Below are 18,078 nucleotides of genomic sequence, written 5' to 3' on the forward strand. Positions count from 1 at the left end.
CTCCTTCACAACCCTGATTTTTGTTTTCACCCGCCAAATATTTAATTTACAAATTGCCAACAATAGTTTAAGTACACGCAATTTGAACTGATCTTAAGTGAAAATACCATGTATAAAACGATCTTCCCTTTACATCCCGCACAACGCGATATTTATATGGGCCAGGAGATAAACTTTGAAAGTCCGCACAATAACATTGGGTTTTATGTAAAGCTTAAGGGGGCATTGAATAAGGAGAAGTTGCGTGAAGCTGTTAATTCATCTCCCAAAATATTTGATGCTTTTAGGCTGAGGTTTGATCTGCAGGATGTAAATCTCATTTGCTATTTTGATGAGAACTATAATAGATTGGAATTGGCGGAAATGGATTTCAGTGGACGAAAAAATCCTGAGCATGAGGCTAAGAGTTGGATGCAAAACGGATTTAATGTTCCGTTTATAATACGGAAGGAAAACTTGCTTTTCGAACCTGTTTTAATTAAAATTGCTTCAGATGAATATTGGTTGTTCTTTAAATTTCATCAGATAATTATTGACAGTTATGGTTTAGCTATGTGGTTAAATTACGTTTCCAAAAAGTATACATCATTACTTATAGCTGATGATCTTAAATTTCATTATGGTTCTTACGTAGATGAAGCTATAAAGGCATCAGAATTTCTTAATTCACCTGACTATGAATTAGATGGAAAGTATTGGAAAAAGAAAATAAATGAACAGCCAGAGGCTTTACTAAGAAAAAACAACAGGTTTATTACAAAGCCAACAACAAAAAGTGGCAATTACTATCTTAAGATAAGTCCAGAGCAAAGAAAAATAATTGATAAAGTAATAAATGTTACTCAATCAAATTTAGATCAATTGACAATTGCTGCACTGCTAATCTATTTTGGAAAAACTTCAGGTCAATCAAATATTGTTTTTGGCATAAATGTTCCTAAAAGAAGTTCAGTTGAACTGCAGAATATTGTAGGAAAGCTTTCAGGTGTTTTACCTTTTAAGGGTGTTTTTGAAGAAGATATAAAATTAGCAGATTTATTAAAAGACATTGCAATTTCACGAAAAGAAGATTGCGCTCATCAAAATTACCTGGTTAGTGATTTAATAGAGTTCCTTAAAATAGATACTTCTAAAAGTTCTTTGTATGATGTAACGGTCGATAATGTTTTATTTAATTTTCAAATAGATTTTGGCACAGAGATTCAATCAACAATATTTTGGTTGCAAAGTGAGTATGAAAAGGTCCCTTTACAAATATGCTGGAGAGATTATGGAAATCAACAACCTTTAGAGTTGGGGCTTCATTATAACTACGAGTATTTTATTTCAGAAGAGATAGATTTATTCGCCAAAAGAATAATATTTATTTTAGAACAATTTCCGTTCGCCCTTAATACAAATATTGGTAATATCAATATACTGCCTTCCCAAGAGCAGCAGTTGCTTGGCCGGTTCAACGGTGCTACAGAAGCTTATCCTATAGACAAGAATATTGTAGACTTATTCGAACAGCAGGTAGAACTTACTCCTGATAATATCGCTTTGGTCTTAGAAGATCAGCACTTAACCTATAGCGAACTTAATGAACGATCTAACCAGTTAGGGCATTACTTACGAAGCAAAGGAGTAAAAGAAGACACACTGGTGCCGGTATGCATAGAACGCTCCGTTGAGATGATAGTTGCCATGCTCGGCATTCTGAAAGCCGGAGGAGCATATGTGCCTATCGATCCGGAGTATCCTGAAGATCGAATCAGCTATATGCTCCAAGACATCGCTGCCTCGGTAGTAGTAAGCAGTAAAAAGAGCCGTTTGAAGCTACCCTTGGCAGAGGACAGCAAAGTAGTGGAAGTAGACGCAGACCGGGGTAACATAAGCCTTTCTTCAAAAGACAAGGTGCCAACATCTCTTCGTTCACACCACCTTGCTTATGTCATCTATACCTCTGGTTCTACAGGTCGCCCCAAAGGAATAATGGTTGAACACAGAAGCCTGGTAGCTTCTACGTTATCAAGGAAACGGTACTATAAAACTTTCGGATCTGTGTTTTTAATACCTTCTTTTTCTTTTGACTCATCAGTCGCCGTAATATTCGGTACATTATTAACAGGTGGTCGTTTAGTCTTATGTGAAGATCAATTAATAAAGGATATCAATTTTGTCAGAGGGTTATTAAGAAATGTGGAAACAATTTTATGTGTGCCTTCTTATTATAAGCTTCTGTTGGAAGAGGGAGTAGTTGAAAATTCATCTCTTTCAAAAGTAATAGTCGCTGGTGAAGATCTTAATAGGCAAATCGTGTCTCTTCATTTTGATAAAACAAATAATGTTTCTTTATTTAATGAGTATGGTCCTACAGAATACACTATATGGGCAACGGTGGCCAAAATAGAGGCTGTTACTGGTAAGGTAACCATTGGGGCTCCTATAGATAATACGAGCATTTATATTGTAGGTAAGGGACTTTGCCTAACCCCTATAGGAGTCGCTGGAGAGATATGTATCGCAGGCGAAGGCTTGGCTCGAGGCTATTTAAATAATGAGGAACTGAGCAGGCAGAAGTTTGTTCCTAATCCTTTCGTTAAGGAAGCCGGAGTTTTAATGTATAAAACAGGGGATATGGGAAAGTGGTTAGGCGATGGGAGCATTCAATTTTTAGGCAGAAAGGATGAACAGGTAAAAATTAGGGGTTACAGAATTGAGTTAGGCGAATTGGAGAGTGTGCTACAGCAATATGACCAGGTAAGGCAGGGGGTAGTACTGGCCCGGGAGGATAAAGAAGGTAGGAAACGACTGGTAGGATATGTCGTTCCCAAGAAAGGTAGCCTGGACCGGGAAGTACTGATGCGTTATTTAAGCAGCAAGCTACCTCAGTACATGATACCGGGTCTTTGGGTAGAAATAAAGAAGTTGCCTTTAACCCCAAATGGCAAGATTGATCGGAAGGCACTCCCTGACGTGGATGCAAGTGAAGAGGCGCTAAGTCAGCAGTACCAGGGGCCACGAAATGTAGTGGAAGCAAAACTATGTGTAATTTGGCAGGACTTGTTGGAAGTGGAAAGGGTCGGCATTCATGACAACTTTTTTGAACTGGGCGGTGATTCTTTATTAGCCATGCGACTCATATCATATATTGGCAAGGAGCTGGAAGTGGAAGTTATTGTTAAAGACCTGTTTGTTCATTGTACGATAGCAGCTTTATCGGCTCATATCGAAAGGCAAAACAAACAACTCTTACTTCCAGTCATTGAAAGACGGGCAAGAGAGGAGCGCATTCCTTTATCATTTAGCCAGGAGCGTTTGTGGTTCATTGACAGGCTGGAAGGTAGTGTGCAGTATCATATACCGCAGGTGCTGCGCGTAAAAGGCAAGTTGAATGCGGATGCCCTCGAAGCGTCTTTTAAAGGAGTTATGCATCGTCATGAAGTACTTAGAACGGTCATTAAGGAAGATGAAGGACGGGGGTGGCAATACATCAAGGAAGAGGATGGGTGGCGGTTGGAAATTGTATACGGTTCCCTGTACAATGAAGATACCGACGCTTTACAATCTTACATTCAACAATTAATTGTACAGCCGTTTAACTTGGCGGAGGATTATATGCTGCGGGCACAGTTGATTAAGCTGGAGGAAGAAGATCAGGTACTGGTGATCACGATCCACCACATTGTCACGGACGGTTGGTCAACGCCTCTTTTTGTTAAAGAGCTTACAGAATTATATGCCGCTTATGAACAGGGACGTCCGCCTAATTTGCCATCCCTGCCCATTCAGTATGCCGATTATGCTATATGGCAGCGCCAGTATTTGCACGGAGCAGTACTGGAGGCAAAACTGAGCTACTGGAAAGAGAAGCTGCAAGAGGTACAGGTGTTGCAGTTGCCGACTGATTTTGTACGGCCAGCGGTACAAAGCACCAAAGGAGCAGTAGAGGGCTTTCTCATTGATAAACAACTAGGTGAACAGCTCAAAACCTTAAGCAAACAACAGGGTACAACCCTGTTTATGACCCTGCTTGCAGCTTTTAAAGTCTTATTATTTAGATATAGCGGACAAGAAGATATATGTGTAGGGAGCCCGACTGCCAGCAGGCAACAACAGGAAGTGGAAGGCTTAATAGGCTTTTTTGCCAATACATTGGCCTTACGCGATAAAGTCAAGGGAGATGCATCCTTTGTAGAGCTGTTGCAAACGGTAAAGGCAACAACTCTTGATGCCTATCAACACCAGGAAGTACCCTTTGAAAAGGTGGTGGACGAAGTGACCAGGGAAAGGGACGTGAGTCGTAACCCTCTTTTTCAGGTGATGTTTGCTTCACAGAATACTCGGGATGTGCCGGAGCTGCATTTAGGAAACACTGAAATATCTACGGAAGTGTTTGCCGATATGACAGCGAAGTTCGATTTGACATTATTTGTAGAAGAAACTCGAAGAGGCTTGCAAAGCGGGTTTGAGTACTGCACCGAGCTATTTGAAGCACGAACCATTGGTCGAATGGCCGACCATTTTCAGAGTCTGCTCCAGTCCATAGTGACTGCACCGCATCAGAAGATCGCAGCATTACCAATGCTCACAGAGGCCGAGCGGCAACAACTCCTGGAGGAGTTTAACCCAAGGCCTGTAGCTTATCCCTTAGACAGAACTATTGTTGATTTATTTAAACAGCAGGTAGAAAGTACTCCGGATAATGTTGCCGTGATTTTTCAGGAGCAGCGCTTAAGCTACAGAGAACTGAATGAAAGAAGCAATCAGCTTGCACATTATTTGAGAAGCAAGGGGGTGAAGGAAGAATGCCTTGTACCAATATGCATTGAGAGAAGTCACGAAATGCTTGTAGGATTATTAGGTATCTTAAAATCAGGCGCTGCTTACGTTCCGATTGATCCGGAATATCCGCAGGAAAGAATAACGTTCATGCTGGAAGATATCAAAGCCAACATAGTGGTAGCCGGCAAAGCAGGTAAATTGAAGTTGAAAATCACTGACGAACTCGATATTATAGACTTATTCAAAGATTGGCCGATCATTGAAAAAATGCCTCGGACGAACCTTCAAACTAATTTTAATAACAATAACCTGGCTTATGTGGTTTACACATCAGGTTCAACAGGCCAACCTAAGGGGGTAATGATTGAACATGGTTCATTGCTAAATTATGTACTTGTATTTAAAGACTATTTTTCAATAACTCAAAACGATTTTGTAATACAACAATATTCAATATCTTTTGATACTAGTATGGAAGAGATATACCCCGCTTTGATAAGTGGTGGCTGCGTTTGCATCATAAAAGACGGAAGGGATGTTGAAAAAATAAAACAATATATTGAAGATGGGCTCGCCACTGTTTTAAGCGCCGCGCCCATGACAATCGAGTGGTTAAACAACAACTTATCAGGTACAGGCCAATTAAGATATGTGATCAACGGGGGAGATGTCCTGTATCCTTCCTCGATTGATCATTTATTTAAAAAAGTTAACATCGTAAACGGTTACGGTCCTAGCGAAACAACCATCGGGGTTACCTATAACAAGGTTAAGAGTATTTCGGAGGCATCATTAATAGGTAAACCCATAGCTAATGTTCGTATATATATCCTTGGGCACCAAAACCAATTACAAGCTATAGGTATCCCTGGTGAGATACATATAGGCGGTTTACAGGTATCGCGTGGGTATTTAAACCGGCCTGAACTAACACATAAGAAATTTGTTCAAGATCCTTTTAACCCCCTATCAGGCTGCCGAATGTATAAAACAGGGGATATGGGAAAGTGGTTAGGCGATGGGAGCATTCAATTTTTAGGCAGAAAGGATGAACAGGTAAAAATTAGGGGTTACAGAATTGAGTTAGGCGAATTGGAGAGTGTGCTACAGCAATATGACCAGGTAAGGCAGGGGGTAGTACTGGCCCGGGAGGATAAAGAAGGTAGGAAACGACTGGTAGGATATATCGTTCCCACGAAAGGTAGCCTGGACCGGGAAGCACTGATTCTGTATTTAAGCAGCAAGCTACCTCAGTACATGGTACCGGGTCTTTGGGTAGAAATAGAGAAGTTGCCTTTAACCCCAAATGGCAAGATTGATCGGAAGGCACTCCCTGACGTGGATGCAAGTGAAGAGGCGCTAAGTAAGCAGTACCAGGGGCCACGAAATGAAGTGGAAGCAAAACTGTGTGTCATTTGGCAGGACTTGTTGGAAGTGGAAAGGGTCGGCATTCATGACAACTTCTTTGAACTGGGCGGAGATTCCATTATCACTATTCAGATCAGCAGCAGAGCTAAGCGTGCAGGATATGAGATACGACCAAGAGACATTTTCTTGTACCAGGACATAAGTCGTTTATCAGCAGCAATAATTAATAATTCCACTGCTTCTGCTTTTCAGGCAGAGCAGGGAGAGTTGTTAGGTGAGTGTAGTCTTTTACCTATTCAGCAATGGTATCTCGAAAAGGAAAATGATAATCCACTGATATCTTACTATAACCAAAGCATGCTTGTGGGTATTCATAAAGCTGTCACATTGGTAGAACTCACAGAAGCACTTCGTATAGTTATTATAAAGCATGATGTGTTACGTTTCGTTTACAAGCACAGCGTATCAGGATGGACGCAGATCTATGGAAGTAGTCATTTAACGGTAACAGAATGCGATTTTCGTAGTGAACCAATTGCCTCTTTATCATCAACAATATCAAACAAAGCAAGCGATTATCAAGCCGGTTTAGATATAGAGAAAGGGGATCTGTTAAGGGTGGTCCTATTCCAAACTCCGAACGAGCAGCCGGACAATCGTTTATTATTGGTTATTCATCATTTAGCAGTAGATGGAGTATCATGGCGTGTACTACTGGAAGATCTGGAAGTATCGATAAACAGTATAAGGAATAGCGAGAGTTTAAATTTAGGGCGCAAAAGTAGTTCTTACCGTGATTGGTATAACGCTTTAAAGGAGTATTCAAACCACCCTCGTTTGTTATCGCAGCAAAGCCGCTGGCAAACAGTGGTAGAGAATGCAAAACCTCTACCAACGGACTTGATCTCTGACCAAGAAGTTAAGTTTCGAGATTGGGATGTAGTTACAGTGAAACTAAACGTAGTTCAAACCCAATTGTTATTACAGCAGGTTCCACTAACTTATCATACTGAAATTAATGATGTGTTACTGGCGGCCTTGAGCAAGGTGCTTGTTACATGGACTGGGAACAACAAAATATTGATAGGCTTGGAGGGGCATGGCAGAGAGGAGTATATTGGTGAAGGAATCGATTTAAGTCGGACTGTGGGCTGGTTCACGACGATTTATCCTCTATTGCTTGAATCTGTATCAGAAGAATCAGAGGGAAGTTTGCTTAAAGCCACTAAAGAGCAGCTAAGGCAGATACCGGATAAGGGATTAGGGTATGGTGTGCTCAAGTATTTTAATAAATTAAAGGAGTTAAATATAGAAGCAGGCAAGGATCCGTGGGATATAGTATTTAATTATCTGGGACAGTTTGATAACGTCATAAGCCAGAGTAATTTGTTTACGAGGTGTGAAGAGTCTCCTGGCAAAGAAATTAGCGACTCTCACCGTATATCCGAAAAGATTGCAGTAAATAGTCTAATATCAGGAGGTGAACTCAAGCTTGATTGGGGCTACAGCAGGAAGCACTACCGAAAGGAGACAATCGAGCAGTTAGGTCAATCCTACATTATTCAGCTGGAAGAGTTGATTAGACATTGCCTGAAACAGGGCGAAGAAGGATCGGCGTACACTCCATCAGACTATGGGTTAGAAAAGGAGGTGAGCTACAAGGAACTGGATAGTTTCCTGGAAGGGAAGAGGACTTCGATCGAATCTCTTTATCGTTTGAGCGGGCTGCAGGAGGGTATGCTGTTTCATAGTCTTTATAATGAAGGGGCTAATGCGTACGTATTGCAATTTGTATGCGAGCTGCCTGGTGTTAGAACGGATATATTTCTGAAGAGTTGGGACTCTTTAATTCGCCGGCATAGTATTCTGCGTAGCGCTTTTTATTATGAAGTTTTTGCTATCCCTATACAATGCGTCTATCGGCAGGCAACTCTCCCTGTTGAGGAACTTGATTATCGGCATATGGAGTCTGTTGCTCAACAGGAGGCCTTACAAGTATATGAAGAGGCAGACCGAAATAAGGGCTTTGACTTTACACAGCCTCCCCTCATGCGTTTGGCGCTCATTAGGATAGAAGAGGAGCGTTACCATATGGTTTGGACTTCGCATCACATCTTATCCGATGGCTGGTCATTGCCGCTAATAATAGAAGAGTTGCAGAGTACTTACGCATCTCTGTTAGCAGGAATAGAGCTCCATACGCAGGAAGAAGATAGTTACCAGGATTACATTCGTTATATAGAAAGCCGGGATAAACACAAGGAAGAGGAGTATTGGCGGACTTACATGTCCGGGATTGAACGGCCCGTTCTTTTACCCTTTATACATTCCGCGTTAGATCGAACAAAAGGGATTGGTCATTATGAAGAAGAGAGCCTTCATATTGACAAGGATTTTACTGCTAGAATAAATGAGTATGTTCAGCGTAGGCAGTTGACGCTCAACACGCTTATTCAAATGGTTTGGTCTTACTTGCTCTATCGCTATACGGGCGAAAGTCATGTGACCTTTGGGGTAACTGTATCGGGTCGTCCCGAAGAATTAGCCAATATAGAACGTAGGGTAGGAATGTATAGCAATACTTTGCCTTTTCACACCAAGTTTAAGGAAGATAGAGTAGTGGATCAGTTCCTTCATGATCTTCAGTTGGATCAGGTATACAGTCGACAATATCAGTACAGTAGGTTAAATGACATTCAGCAATGGGTGCACGTGCACGGAGATCTGTTTGACAATATAATCGTCTTTGAAAATTACCCGATTAGCAAGGTGGTGTTTTCAAACGACCAGGATTTGCAGATTAAGGAACTGAGGATGAATGAACAGTCCAATTATCCTCTTTGCATAACAATAGTTGCCGCGGAGGATATCCTGATAGGGTTTAATTATAACACGCGGTTACTGGAAGAATATTATGTGAAGCAGATGACCTGCCACTTTAGGCATGTATTAACACAGATAATTGAGGGGGCACCGAATCAACGTATAGGAGAGTTCGAGTTACTGAGTAGGCAAGAGCAGCAGCAGTTGCTGGAAGAGTTCAATGGTTCTACAAAAGCTTATTCTATGGACAAGAGCATTGTAGATTTATTTGAACTGCAGGTTGCACTTACTCCTGATAATATTGCTTTGGTCTTTGAAGGGCAGCACCTAACCTATAGGGAGCTTAATGAGCGGGCCAACCAGATGGGGCATTACTTGAGGAGCAAGGGAGTAAAAGAGGAGACGCTGGTGCCGATATGTATAGAACGATCATTTGAAATGATAGTGGGTATCCTGGGCATTCTTAAAGCCGGAGGGGCATATGTGCCTCTTGATCCTCAGTATCCACAAGAACGAATAAATTATATGCTCCACGACACGTCTGCCTCGCTTGTTGTAAGCAGTAAAGAGAGCCGTTCGAGGCTGCCCATGGCTACCAGGCGCGAGGTGGTAGAAGTAGATGCAGACTGGGCTAACATCAGCTATTACTCAAAAGAAAAGGTACCAGCATCTCTTGATCCACACGACCTGGCTTCTGTCATCTACACCTCTGGTTCTACGGGCTCACCTAAGGGAGTGATGATTGAACATAAAAGCGTTATAAGCTTGGTAAAGGGAATTAGCTATGTATCTCTAACTAATAAAGACGTTTTACTATCGACGGGTTCTTTCTCCTTCGATGCAACCACGTTTGAATACTGGGGCATGCTTTTGAATGGAGGACAGTTGGTTTTATGCACTGAAAACCGCTTGCTGGATAGTGAGCTGCTTAAAGAGGAAATAATAACGAGAAAGGTGAATAAAATGTGGTTTACATCCAGCTGGTTCAATCAACTCGTTGATCTTGATATTAGTGTTTTCAGTAGATTGGAGACACTAATAGTCGGAGGGGAAAAACTGTCAGAACATCATGTTGAAAAGATAAGACGAAGCTATCCTCATATTGCTATTATCAATGGCTATGGGCCCACAGAGAATACGACTTTCTCCTTGACCTATAAGATTACGGAAACCGAGATAAATAAGCCTATTTCAATTGGCCGTCCTTTAAGTAACCGAAGCGTATACATATTAGATAAGGAAGATCGTTTAAACCCAATAGGCGTTGTTGGGGAAATCTATATAGCAGGTGATGGTTTAGCCCGCGGTTACTTAAATAATGAGGTACTGACCAGGCAGAAATTTGTCTCCAATCCTTTCAGTAAGGAAACTGGAGCCCGCATGTATAAGACCGGAGATTTAGGAAGGTGGCTGCCGGATGGCAACATTGAATTTGTAGGTCGTGTGGACGATCAGGTAAAAATCCGGGGTTATCGTATTGAGTTGGGAGAAATTGAAAGCGTGCTTCAGCAGTGTGAGCAAGTTAAGGAGGCTGTAGTGCAGGCGCGCGAGGATAAAGAAGGCACGAAACGACTGGTAGGCTATGTAGTGCCTCAGGAAGGAGGATTAAACCGGCAGGAGCTAACGCAGTATTTAAGCAGCAAGTTGCCTCAGTATATGATACCTGTTCAATGGGTAGAACTGAAGCAATTTCCTTTAACTGCAAATGGCAAGATAGATTACAAGGCTTTGCCTGGTGTGGATGCGGCAGACGCTTTAGTTAATCAATATGCACCTCCGCATAATGACGTGGAAGCAAAGTTATGTGTCATTTACCAGAAGGTGTTGAAAGTGGAAAAGGTCGGCATCTATGATAACTTCTTTGAATTGGGAGGCGATTCAATCAAAACGATCCAGGTAGTTGGGCAAGTCAAAGGTCTCGGATATACATTACAAGCGAAAGATTTATTCCATTTCCAAACAATCGAAAAGCTTTCAAAAGCCATAATAACTCAATCAGCAGCGGGCGTGATAAAGGATCCGGAATTAGAGCATTATTTTCAAAAACAAGAAAAAGAAGTATCGTTTTCGAATAATTATGCTAACTCTCTTATTCCTGCAAGGATTGAGGGTAGTAAGACGCCTTTATATATGGTTTGTGGTGGTGCAGGGACTGTGTTTAAATTTAAACCATTAATTGATATGCTGGACTCCGACCAGCCGGTATATGTATTACAACAGCCAACAGATACAAAAGATTTGGAAACGTTTCCGGTCGATATAAAAGGTATAGCGGCATGGTATATTAATGCAATATTGGTGCAAAATCCTTATGGTCCATACGCATTATCTGGTCATTGTCTGGGTGGAATTGTTGCCTTTGAAATGGCAAAACAATTGGAAGCAATGGGTAAAAAGGTAGCGTTATTAGCTATGTTTGATACAATTATTGAAGAAAGTGAAAAGCGTGAACCAGCAACATTCAGAAATTTCTTTTACGGACCTGATTTAATAAAAGATTTCCTTTTAAAAGTTCATTCAAAAGTTCACTTTGAAACTTTTTTGTTTACAAAACATACGAAGTACGCCATTCAATATAAGATTAATAGCATAAAGAATTTAATTACTAAAATTTTCGGCTATAAGACAAATAAGAAGGAAAACAGTGAATTTGAAATTTTCGCCAGGTTAGAAGATATGTTTGAATCAGCTTATCTAAATTATGAGATGACAGCATATAATGGAGAAGTAGTGATATTTTATGCAAAAGATCATTATTATTTTATAGATAGTGATAACAATATAAATTATAAGAAGCTTGATTTGAGTGATAGCATCAAAAGCGGATGGAAACGGTATGCTACGTCACCGATATTTCATGAAATAGCAGGTGAACATTCTACTATATTTGAGCCGGACATTGGTGGCAAAGAACTTGCTCAAAAATTACAAGAAGTCCTTAACAGGTGTACTAAGTAAATTGATAGAACTGTTGAATAATAATCAATTTAAGTAGGTTATTTTTTAGGTGAATACAAAAAAGCGTTGTCGGTGAATTTGTACATGATGGTTATCAACGTTTCTAATAGCAAATAGAATTTAACTTTCAAAAAATATTACATTAAAATACGAACGGGGGTTGTAAATGATACACGTCTTTTTCAATATTCTTGGCGGGAGATTAGAAAGTAAGCGTTTCAACCAACTATTAAAACAACTTCCACCTATTTTTCAAGCCCAAATCTTGAAATTCAAGAGATGGCAGGAAATGCAAAGAAGTTTAATTGCGAAGATTCTGCTAATAAAAGGCCTTAAACAGATGGGCCTCACCTCATATTTATTAAGTGATTTGAAATTAACGGAGTTTAAAAGACCATACTTTGATAGTTTAATTGATTTCAATATTTCACATTCCGCCGATTACATTATTTGCGCAATTACTAAAACAGGCAAGATTGGGGTTGACATCGAAGCGATACAAAATATTCCGATCTTAAGTTTTGAAGACCAATTTTCTTCAAAGGAGTGGGATAGCATTTTACAAGGTGAGAATGTCCTTCAATCTTTCTACATACTCTGGACCCAGAAGGAAGCTTTTTTAAAAGCGATCGGCACAGGCCTCTATCTTCCACTGGATAAAATAACTATTAGCGATAATAAAATAGACTGGAATAATGAAGAATGGTTTCTGCATCAAATAAAAATAGATGATAGATATGTTTCTCATTTGTCTACAAATATTCTTTCGCCAACAATTGTAGTTGAAAAAATGAATTTAAATTTCGAAGGCGATATGAAGTATATAAAATTTTGAAAATGGAATTTGTTCTAGCCGTAATTCCTTTTTATAAATGATCTTTCAAAAGTTAATAATTGCTAATCGATAATTTCACTTCTCCGATTCTTCCGCTGATACTAATTGCCTGCCTATTTATTAAAAAATGACATTTATACGGTTTTCGGGTGAGGGTGGATATAGGTGGAGCGATACGGGCGCTGCAACAAAGCGGTAGCCTCTGCGTCATTTACGATCTCCCGCTTTTGTGGATCGTAGATCAGGGGCCGTCCCAATTTCATAGACATATTAGCAATGATGCAACTTGCCGTAGAAATATGTCCTTGCTCAATATCCGCGACCGGCCGGTTTCCTTTTTCAATGGCAGCCAAAAAATCAAGCATGTGCAGCCTTGTAGCCGGTGCCGCATTGAGTTCTATTTTCGGCTCGGTTGGTTCGGTCAAATCTTCCGGATATTTTTCTTTTTCATACACTACATCTTTATGAATCTTACTTCCACTTTTTTCATTAACAGGAACAAAATCGCACTGCATGGTAGAGGCAAACAGAGTGCCCTTGTCTCCGTAAAGTGTAAATGACCAGGGATACTCGGGATTGGCGGGCGTACCCCAACTACGATGTTGCCAGACACAGTTCAAATCATCGTACTCAAAGAGGGCACATTGGGTGTCTGTGATATTAGACTTGCCATCCTTCTCCACATAAATACCCCCGGTGGAACTAATACGTTTAGGCCACCCCAGCTTAAGCATCCAACGGACGGTATCAAACATGTGAATGCACATATCACCCATAATGCCATTGCCATATTCCATAAACGTACGCCACCATCGAACGTGTGGCAACCCGTCGTAAGGGCGCAATGGAGCTGGCCCCGTCCAGGTTTCATAATCAAAAAATGTAGGCACAGGCTGCGTTGGAGGATTCCCATTTGCCCTCATATGAAAATAACAACACATCTCCACATGCGATACTTTGCCTAATAATCCTGCATCCACAATATTATTTTTGGCATCAATGAGATGAGGTGTACTTTTTCGTTGTGTTCCTACCTGCACCACCTTATTATACTTGCGCGCTGCAGCTACCATTGCTTCACCCTCAATTACATCTACACTTATGGGTTTTTGTACATATACATGAGCTCCAGCCTTTATTGCATCAATCGCCTGCAATGCATGCCAGTGGTCCGGCGTGCCTATGAGGACAATATCAAGCTTGTTTTCGGCCAGCATTTTCTTGTAGTCGCCATAGAGTTTAGGTATCTTTTTTGACTTTTGTCTTTGGCTTACTAACTGAGCAGCGGCTTCGAGCTGTTTTTTGTCCACGTCGCAAAGTGCTACCACCTCCACAGGTGCAACCTGTATCAATCGGAATAAGTCGCTTTTGCCGTACCAGCCAGTACCAATAAGCGCTACTGTTAGTGTCTTACCTGGCGACGTTATGTTCATACCATTCACTTGCAGTGCTGTAAGAGCAAGTGTAGCCGTTGCTCCTTTTATAAAATGACGACGGTCAATTGTAAAATTACTCATGGCAAGAAAAGTTAGGGAAGTGTATAACAGATTATGAAAATAAATACATCACAAAAAGTCATGGCCGAAGATTGTTATCCTGCCTTCTGCCAACTTCTAATGAGCAATATACAAATATTCTTTATTTGCCAGGAAATTAATCGCTTCTTAATTGACAAACAGTTTATTGGCTTGAAACATCATAAGTGAAACTCAAATCTATCGAGGCTATGAATAGAATGATTGCCTTTATTTCTCTGATATTAGTAGAAGAAGGGAGAGCTCTACCATCAAGGAACATGAGGTGCAAAATAAACTACCAAAAGGTAAATTGATACGGTTTGACACTAAACTAAAATGAATTACTGCATTAATTGTCCTGCCCGCTGATGTGGCTCAACATTGACAAGGGCACATTTTTCTTATCTGTAATTATGACTTCTTTTCACCATAATTAAACATCCATTGTACGCTGTACCTTGTCTGTGCAGCTGCCAAAATAATCTCCCCAAAACATGTCCTGAAGATCCATTGTCACATTTCCACCCTGCGATAATTTATCAAATAATTCTTTTGTCTCTTTTCTTGTACTTGGTTGAAGATTTATGTAACTATTATTGCCGAAATTTACTTTGAAGCCCATTGACTCGGGAGCATCAGTACCCATTAAAGTATGACAGTCAAGTATACGCAATTCAACATGCATAACAAGATTTTTATCCTTTGGAGTTATCGGAGGACTATCGGGCGCTTCTGGAATATCACCAAATCTCATTATGCCTGCTCCAAAAAACTCACCGCAAAAACGCTTTTGTAAAAGTTGAAAGCTTACCGTGTGGTACGGGGAAAATTTAAATAAGTACTAACGCTGGCCATCATATAAATTTTATGATTAGTAATTCCGTGAAAAATTCTGAATGCATAAAGATATGTTTCGAAAATATGATGTATAGAGTGAGAAGCCGACAATACAAGGGTTAAATGCGACAAGCATTTTCTTTGAAAAAATAAAGAGAAAAGATGCGGCACAATGAACTTCTTACATCACTTCGTAAATTAATTGTTTGCGACCTTTTAAAAGGCTTTTTGCCTCTTCAATTTCATTTTTTTTACCTCAGTAAGTAATATTTGGCCGATATGCAATCCAAAAGGCTACAACTTAATCATCGATTAATTGATAGGCAGAGGCCCAGAAATCGTGGGTGATAGGAGCGAGTTTCAGTACGTCGGGCCGGCGCTGAATCATGAGTACGCCCACCAATTCCTCTTTTGGGTCAACATACCAGGATGTGCCAAAGGCTCCGTCCCAGCCAAAACGACCAGCGAATTCGCCAAGATCTGTGTCTTTGGTTGTGACACCGAGACCGAGACCCCATCCGCGAGTATCCCAGAAGCTCGCAAAGAAGGGCGAAGAAGACTTCTGCTCTGCAGTAATCTGGTCTAGGGTCATCAATTGGATTGATGGCCGGGAAAGTATGCGTTTCTGGCCATAAGAACCCTTGTGCAACATCATAAGTGCGAAGGCAGCCATATCATCAATGGTGGAGACAAGGCCTCCAGCGCCAGCTTCGAATTGGGGTGGCTGTGAAACTTGTCCACCGCGCGCTTCATCCAATACAACAAGTTTTCCTGTTTTAATATCTGTTCCATAGCAGGTCGGAAGCCTGTCAATTTTGACTTCCGGTACATAAAAGCCGGTGTCCTTCATGCCGAGTGGTTCGAAAATATGATCATGAAGAAATTGGCCAAGCGATTGGCCCGCAACGCGGCTGATCAGCACGCCCAAGATTTCCGCACTCATATGGTACAGCCATCTCTCGCCTGGTTGAAAAGCGAGTGGCAGGTTGCCCAACCGTTTCATAAACTCATCCTGTGAGCCAGGAAATATCCACTCAGTCAGTGGGAGCTGTGCTTCCGCCATTGCCCTTTGCATTGGGCAGGTTGGCGAGATGAACGCCACTTCGCCATATCCCGAACGAAAGGTGAATAGATCGCGGAGAGTAATGGGCCGATTTGCTTGTACAGTGTCGTCAAGTTGACTGTCGATGGTCCTGAGGACTTTTCGGTCCTTCAGTTCTGGTAGCCATTCGTCAACAGGGTCCTCGAGCCTTAGTCTGCATTCTTCCACCAGTATCATTGCAGCGACAGCTGTAATCGGCTTTGTCATAGATGCAAGCCGAAAAATGGTATCTCGCTTCATTGGTGCGTTGTCGTTGAAGGCCATGGTGCCCATCACCTCCACATGCTCCTGCCCCCGGTGGTGTACGAGAGTTACAATACCGGGGGCCCATCCGTTGTCAATATAGCGCTGCATGGCTGCTCGCATTCGCGCGACGCGCATTGGAGAGAAATTGCCGTTGTTGGCTTCATACGACCGTTTGAACGTCTTTTTATTCTTCCAGGAATGAAGTTTTTGTTCTTGCATAAACGAGAGTTTTTTATCAACGGACAAATGAAAATTATAAACAAAAATTCTTTACAGCCTGCTTTTTGCCTTGATATTTAGCAGCTATTGGCATAATTTGTACACAAACTTTTACATTAATTCAACACAGCTCTAACTTTAAAGCCTTTGTTGTATTCCTGGTTCAGTCAAAATTCATTGCTTTTTCTACTAAAGCGTTTATTGAGTGACCTGTTTGTGTTCTTCCATTTCTCTTTTCAGTTTTTTATACTCCTCCTCTTCAGAAAGCAACCGGGAAGGACGATAATCGAACATATAATGGAAAAACAGGCCAACGCCCCAGCCAGCCAGCGGCCAAACTGGCCAGGGGTAACCCTTGCCGGTAACAAACCACAAGATCCATAAAACAGAATTTATCACACAATAAACAATCAAGTGTGTTCTGAACTCGACGCGTTTGCGGGCAAGTTCATGCAATTGGGTATCAGTTGGAGATTGCATAATAATGTTTATAAAAAAGTGAAGTAATATTTAAGGATAAAGTTACTCTTCGATTACACCTCTATCAATGCTTGCCGTCAGTGTTTCATATGTTTGTAGACATCGATTTGATTAACTGAGCTTAGAGTTATTTTCAGGGGAAAATTGGCAGATTCTGATTCTGCACTTGAAATTCCTGATACCCTCACTACTGTTTATAAATTTGAAGGCTTAATGTTCAATGGGAACAAGCCCAGGGGATAGATGGAGGACGACAACATGGAACCTCTTTTATTGACGGATGTGGCATACCGTAAGAAAACTAATTGTTAGCCTAACCGCTTACAACACTTCATGTTTTCTGATTTTTACAACAACAGATTTAGAAGTTGGCTGGTTACTTATATCTGATACGCAGTCAATAGGAACAAGTACATTGGCTTCAGGATAATAGGTAGCAACACATTTTTCTGGTATATTATATTCAACAATAATGAATTTATGAGCCGCCCGTTCAACTCCATTGTAAGTGCTAAGCAAGTCCACTACGTCACCTGCTTTTAAACCTGCCCGTGCAATATCGAGTGCATTCATAAATACCACACGTCGTTCATTGAAAACGCCCCGGTATCTGTCGTCAAATCCATAAATAGTTGTGTTGAACTGGTCATGACTGCGAATGGTCATCATCATTAGTTCGTCATCTTTCGTTACCGGAACATGCAGATCTGTAATTGTAAAATTTGCTTTATGATTTAAGGTATCAAATTGCCGTATGCGTGTACCATTAGGTAAATAAAATCCTCCTTTTAGCCGTACACGTTCATTATAATTTTCAAATCCGTTTATTACTTTCTCAATGTCATCCCGAATATTATCATAGTTTTTTTCATACTTATCCCAGTTTATTACCGACCGGCTGCCAAGAGTAGCTTTTGCCATTCTGC

Annotated in this window: 7 protein-coding genes; 2 read left to right on the forward strand and 5 right to left on the reverse strand. The window is 40.9% G+C overall.

What is annotated here, in order from left to right; all coding sequences use genetic code 11:
* Positions 1-108 precede the first annotated feature (108 nt).
* Complete coding sequence (locus B154_RS0106080; RefSeq protein WP_018612579.1) at positions 109-11,916, forward strand: non-ribosomal peptide synthetase; 11,808 nt, start codon at positions 109-111, stop codon at positions 11,914-11,916.
* Between the two features lie 166 nt (positions 11,917-12,082).
* Entirely contained in the window at positions 12,083-12,751 is a 669-nt protein-coding gene (locus B154_RS0106085) for a 4'-phosphopantetheinyl transferase family protein (RefSeq protein WP_018612580.1), read from the forward strand.
* 134 nt (positions 12,752-12,885) lie between these two features.
* Here B154_RS0106085 and B154_RS0106090 read toward each other — a convergent pair whose 3' ends face one another.
* From B154_RS0106090 to B154_RS33300, 5 genes are all read right to left on the reverse strand, one after another.
* Positions 12,886-14,268 carry a Gfo/Idh/MocA family protein gene (locus B154_RS0106090; RefSeq protein WP_018612581.1) on the reverse strand — a complete coding sequence of 461 codons (1,383 nt, stop codon included), beginning with the start codon at positions 14,266-14,268 and terminating at the stop codon, positions 12,886-12,888.
* 433 nt (positions 14,269-14,701) lie between these two features.
* Entirely contained in the window at positions 14,702-15,022 is a 321-nt protein-coding gene (locus B154_RS30025) for a VOC family protein (protein WP_245542556.1), read from the reverse strand.
* Between the two features lie 384 nt (positions 15,023-15,406).
* On the reverse strand, positions 15,407-16,672 hold the full coding sequence (locus B154_RS0106100) for a serine hydrolase domain-containing protein (protein ID WP_018612582.1): 1,266 nt from the start codon (positions 16,670-16,672) through the stop codon (positions 15,407-15,409).
* A gap of 198 nt (positions 16,673-16,870) precedes the next feature.
* The gene (locus B154_RS0106105; RefSeq protein ID WP_018612583.1) at positions 16,871-17,152 is read right to left on the reverse strand and encodes a 2TM domain-containing protein; all 282 of its coding nucleotides are present in this window, start codon (positions 17,150-17,152) and stop codon (positions 16,871-16,873) included.
* A 321-nt stretch (positions 17,153-17,473) separates the two neighbouring features.
* On the reverse strand, positions 17,474-18,073 hold the full coding sequence (locus B154_RS33300; protein WP_245542557.1) for a molybdopterin dinucleotide binding domain-containing protein: 600 nt from the start codon (positions 18,071-18,073) through the stop codon (positions 17,474-17,476).
* Between the last annotated feature and the right edge of the window lie 5 nt (positions 18,074-18,078).

Origin of the sequence: Segetibacter koreensis DSM 18137 (assembly GCF_000374045.1) — a bacterium.
Classification (GTDB): Bacteria; Bacteroidota; Bacteroidia; order Chitinophagales; family Chitinophagaceae; genus Segetibacter; species Segetibacter koreensis.

What these genes read in the sequence shown, in the direction of transcription:
- B154_RS0106080 (WP_018612579.1), top strand. Translation starts at nt 109, where the DNA reads ATGTATAAAACGATCTTCCCTTTACATCCCGCACAACGCGATATTTAT.
- B154_RS0106085 (WP_018612580.1), top strand. Translation starts at nt 12,083, where the DNA reads ATGATACACGTCTTTTTCAATATTCTTGGCGGGAGATTAGAAAGTAAG.
- B154_RS0106090 (WP_018612581.1), bottom strand. Translation starts at nt 14,268, where the DNA reads ATGAGTAATTTTACAATTGACCGTCGTCATTTTATAAAAGGAGCAACG.
- B154_RS30025 (WP_245542556.1), bottom strand. Translation starts at nt 15,022, where the DNA reads ATGAGATTTGGTGATATTCCAGAAGCGCCCGATAGTCCTCCGATAACT.
- B154_RS0106100 (WP_018612582.1), bottom strand. Translation starts at nt 16,672, where the DNA reads ATGCAAGAACAAAAACTTCATTCCTGGAAGAATAAAAAGACGTTCAAA.
- B154_RS0106105 (WP_018612583.1), bottom strand. Translation starts at nt 17,152, where the DNA reads ATGCAATCTCCAACTGATACCCAATTGCATGAACTTGCCCGCAAACGC.
- B154_RS33300 (WP_245542557.1), bottom strand. Translation starts at nt 18,073, where the DNA reads ATGGCAAAAGCTACTCTTGGCAGCCGGTCGGTAATAAACTGGGATAAG.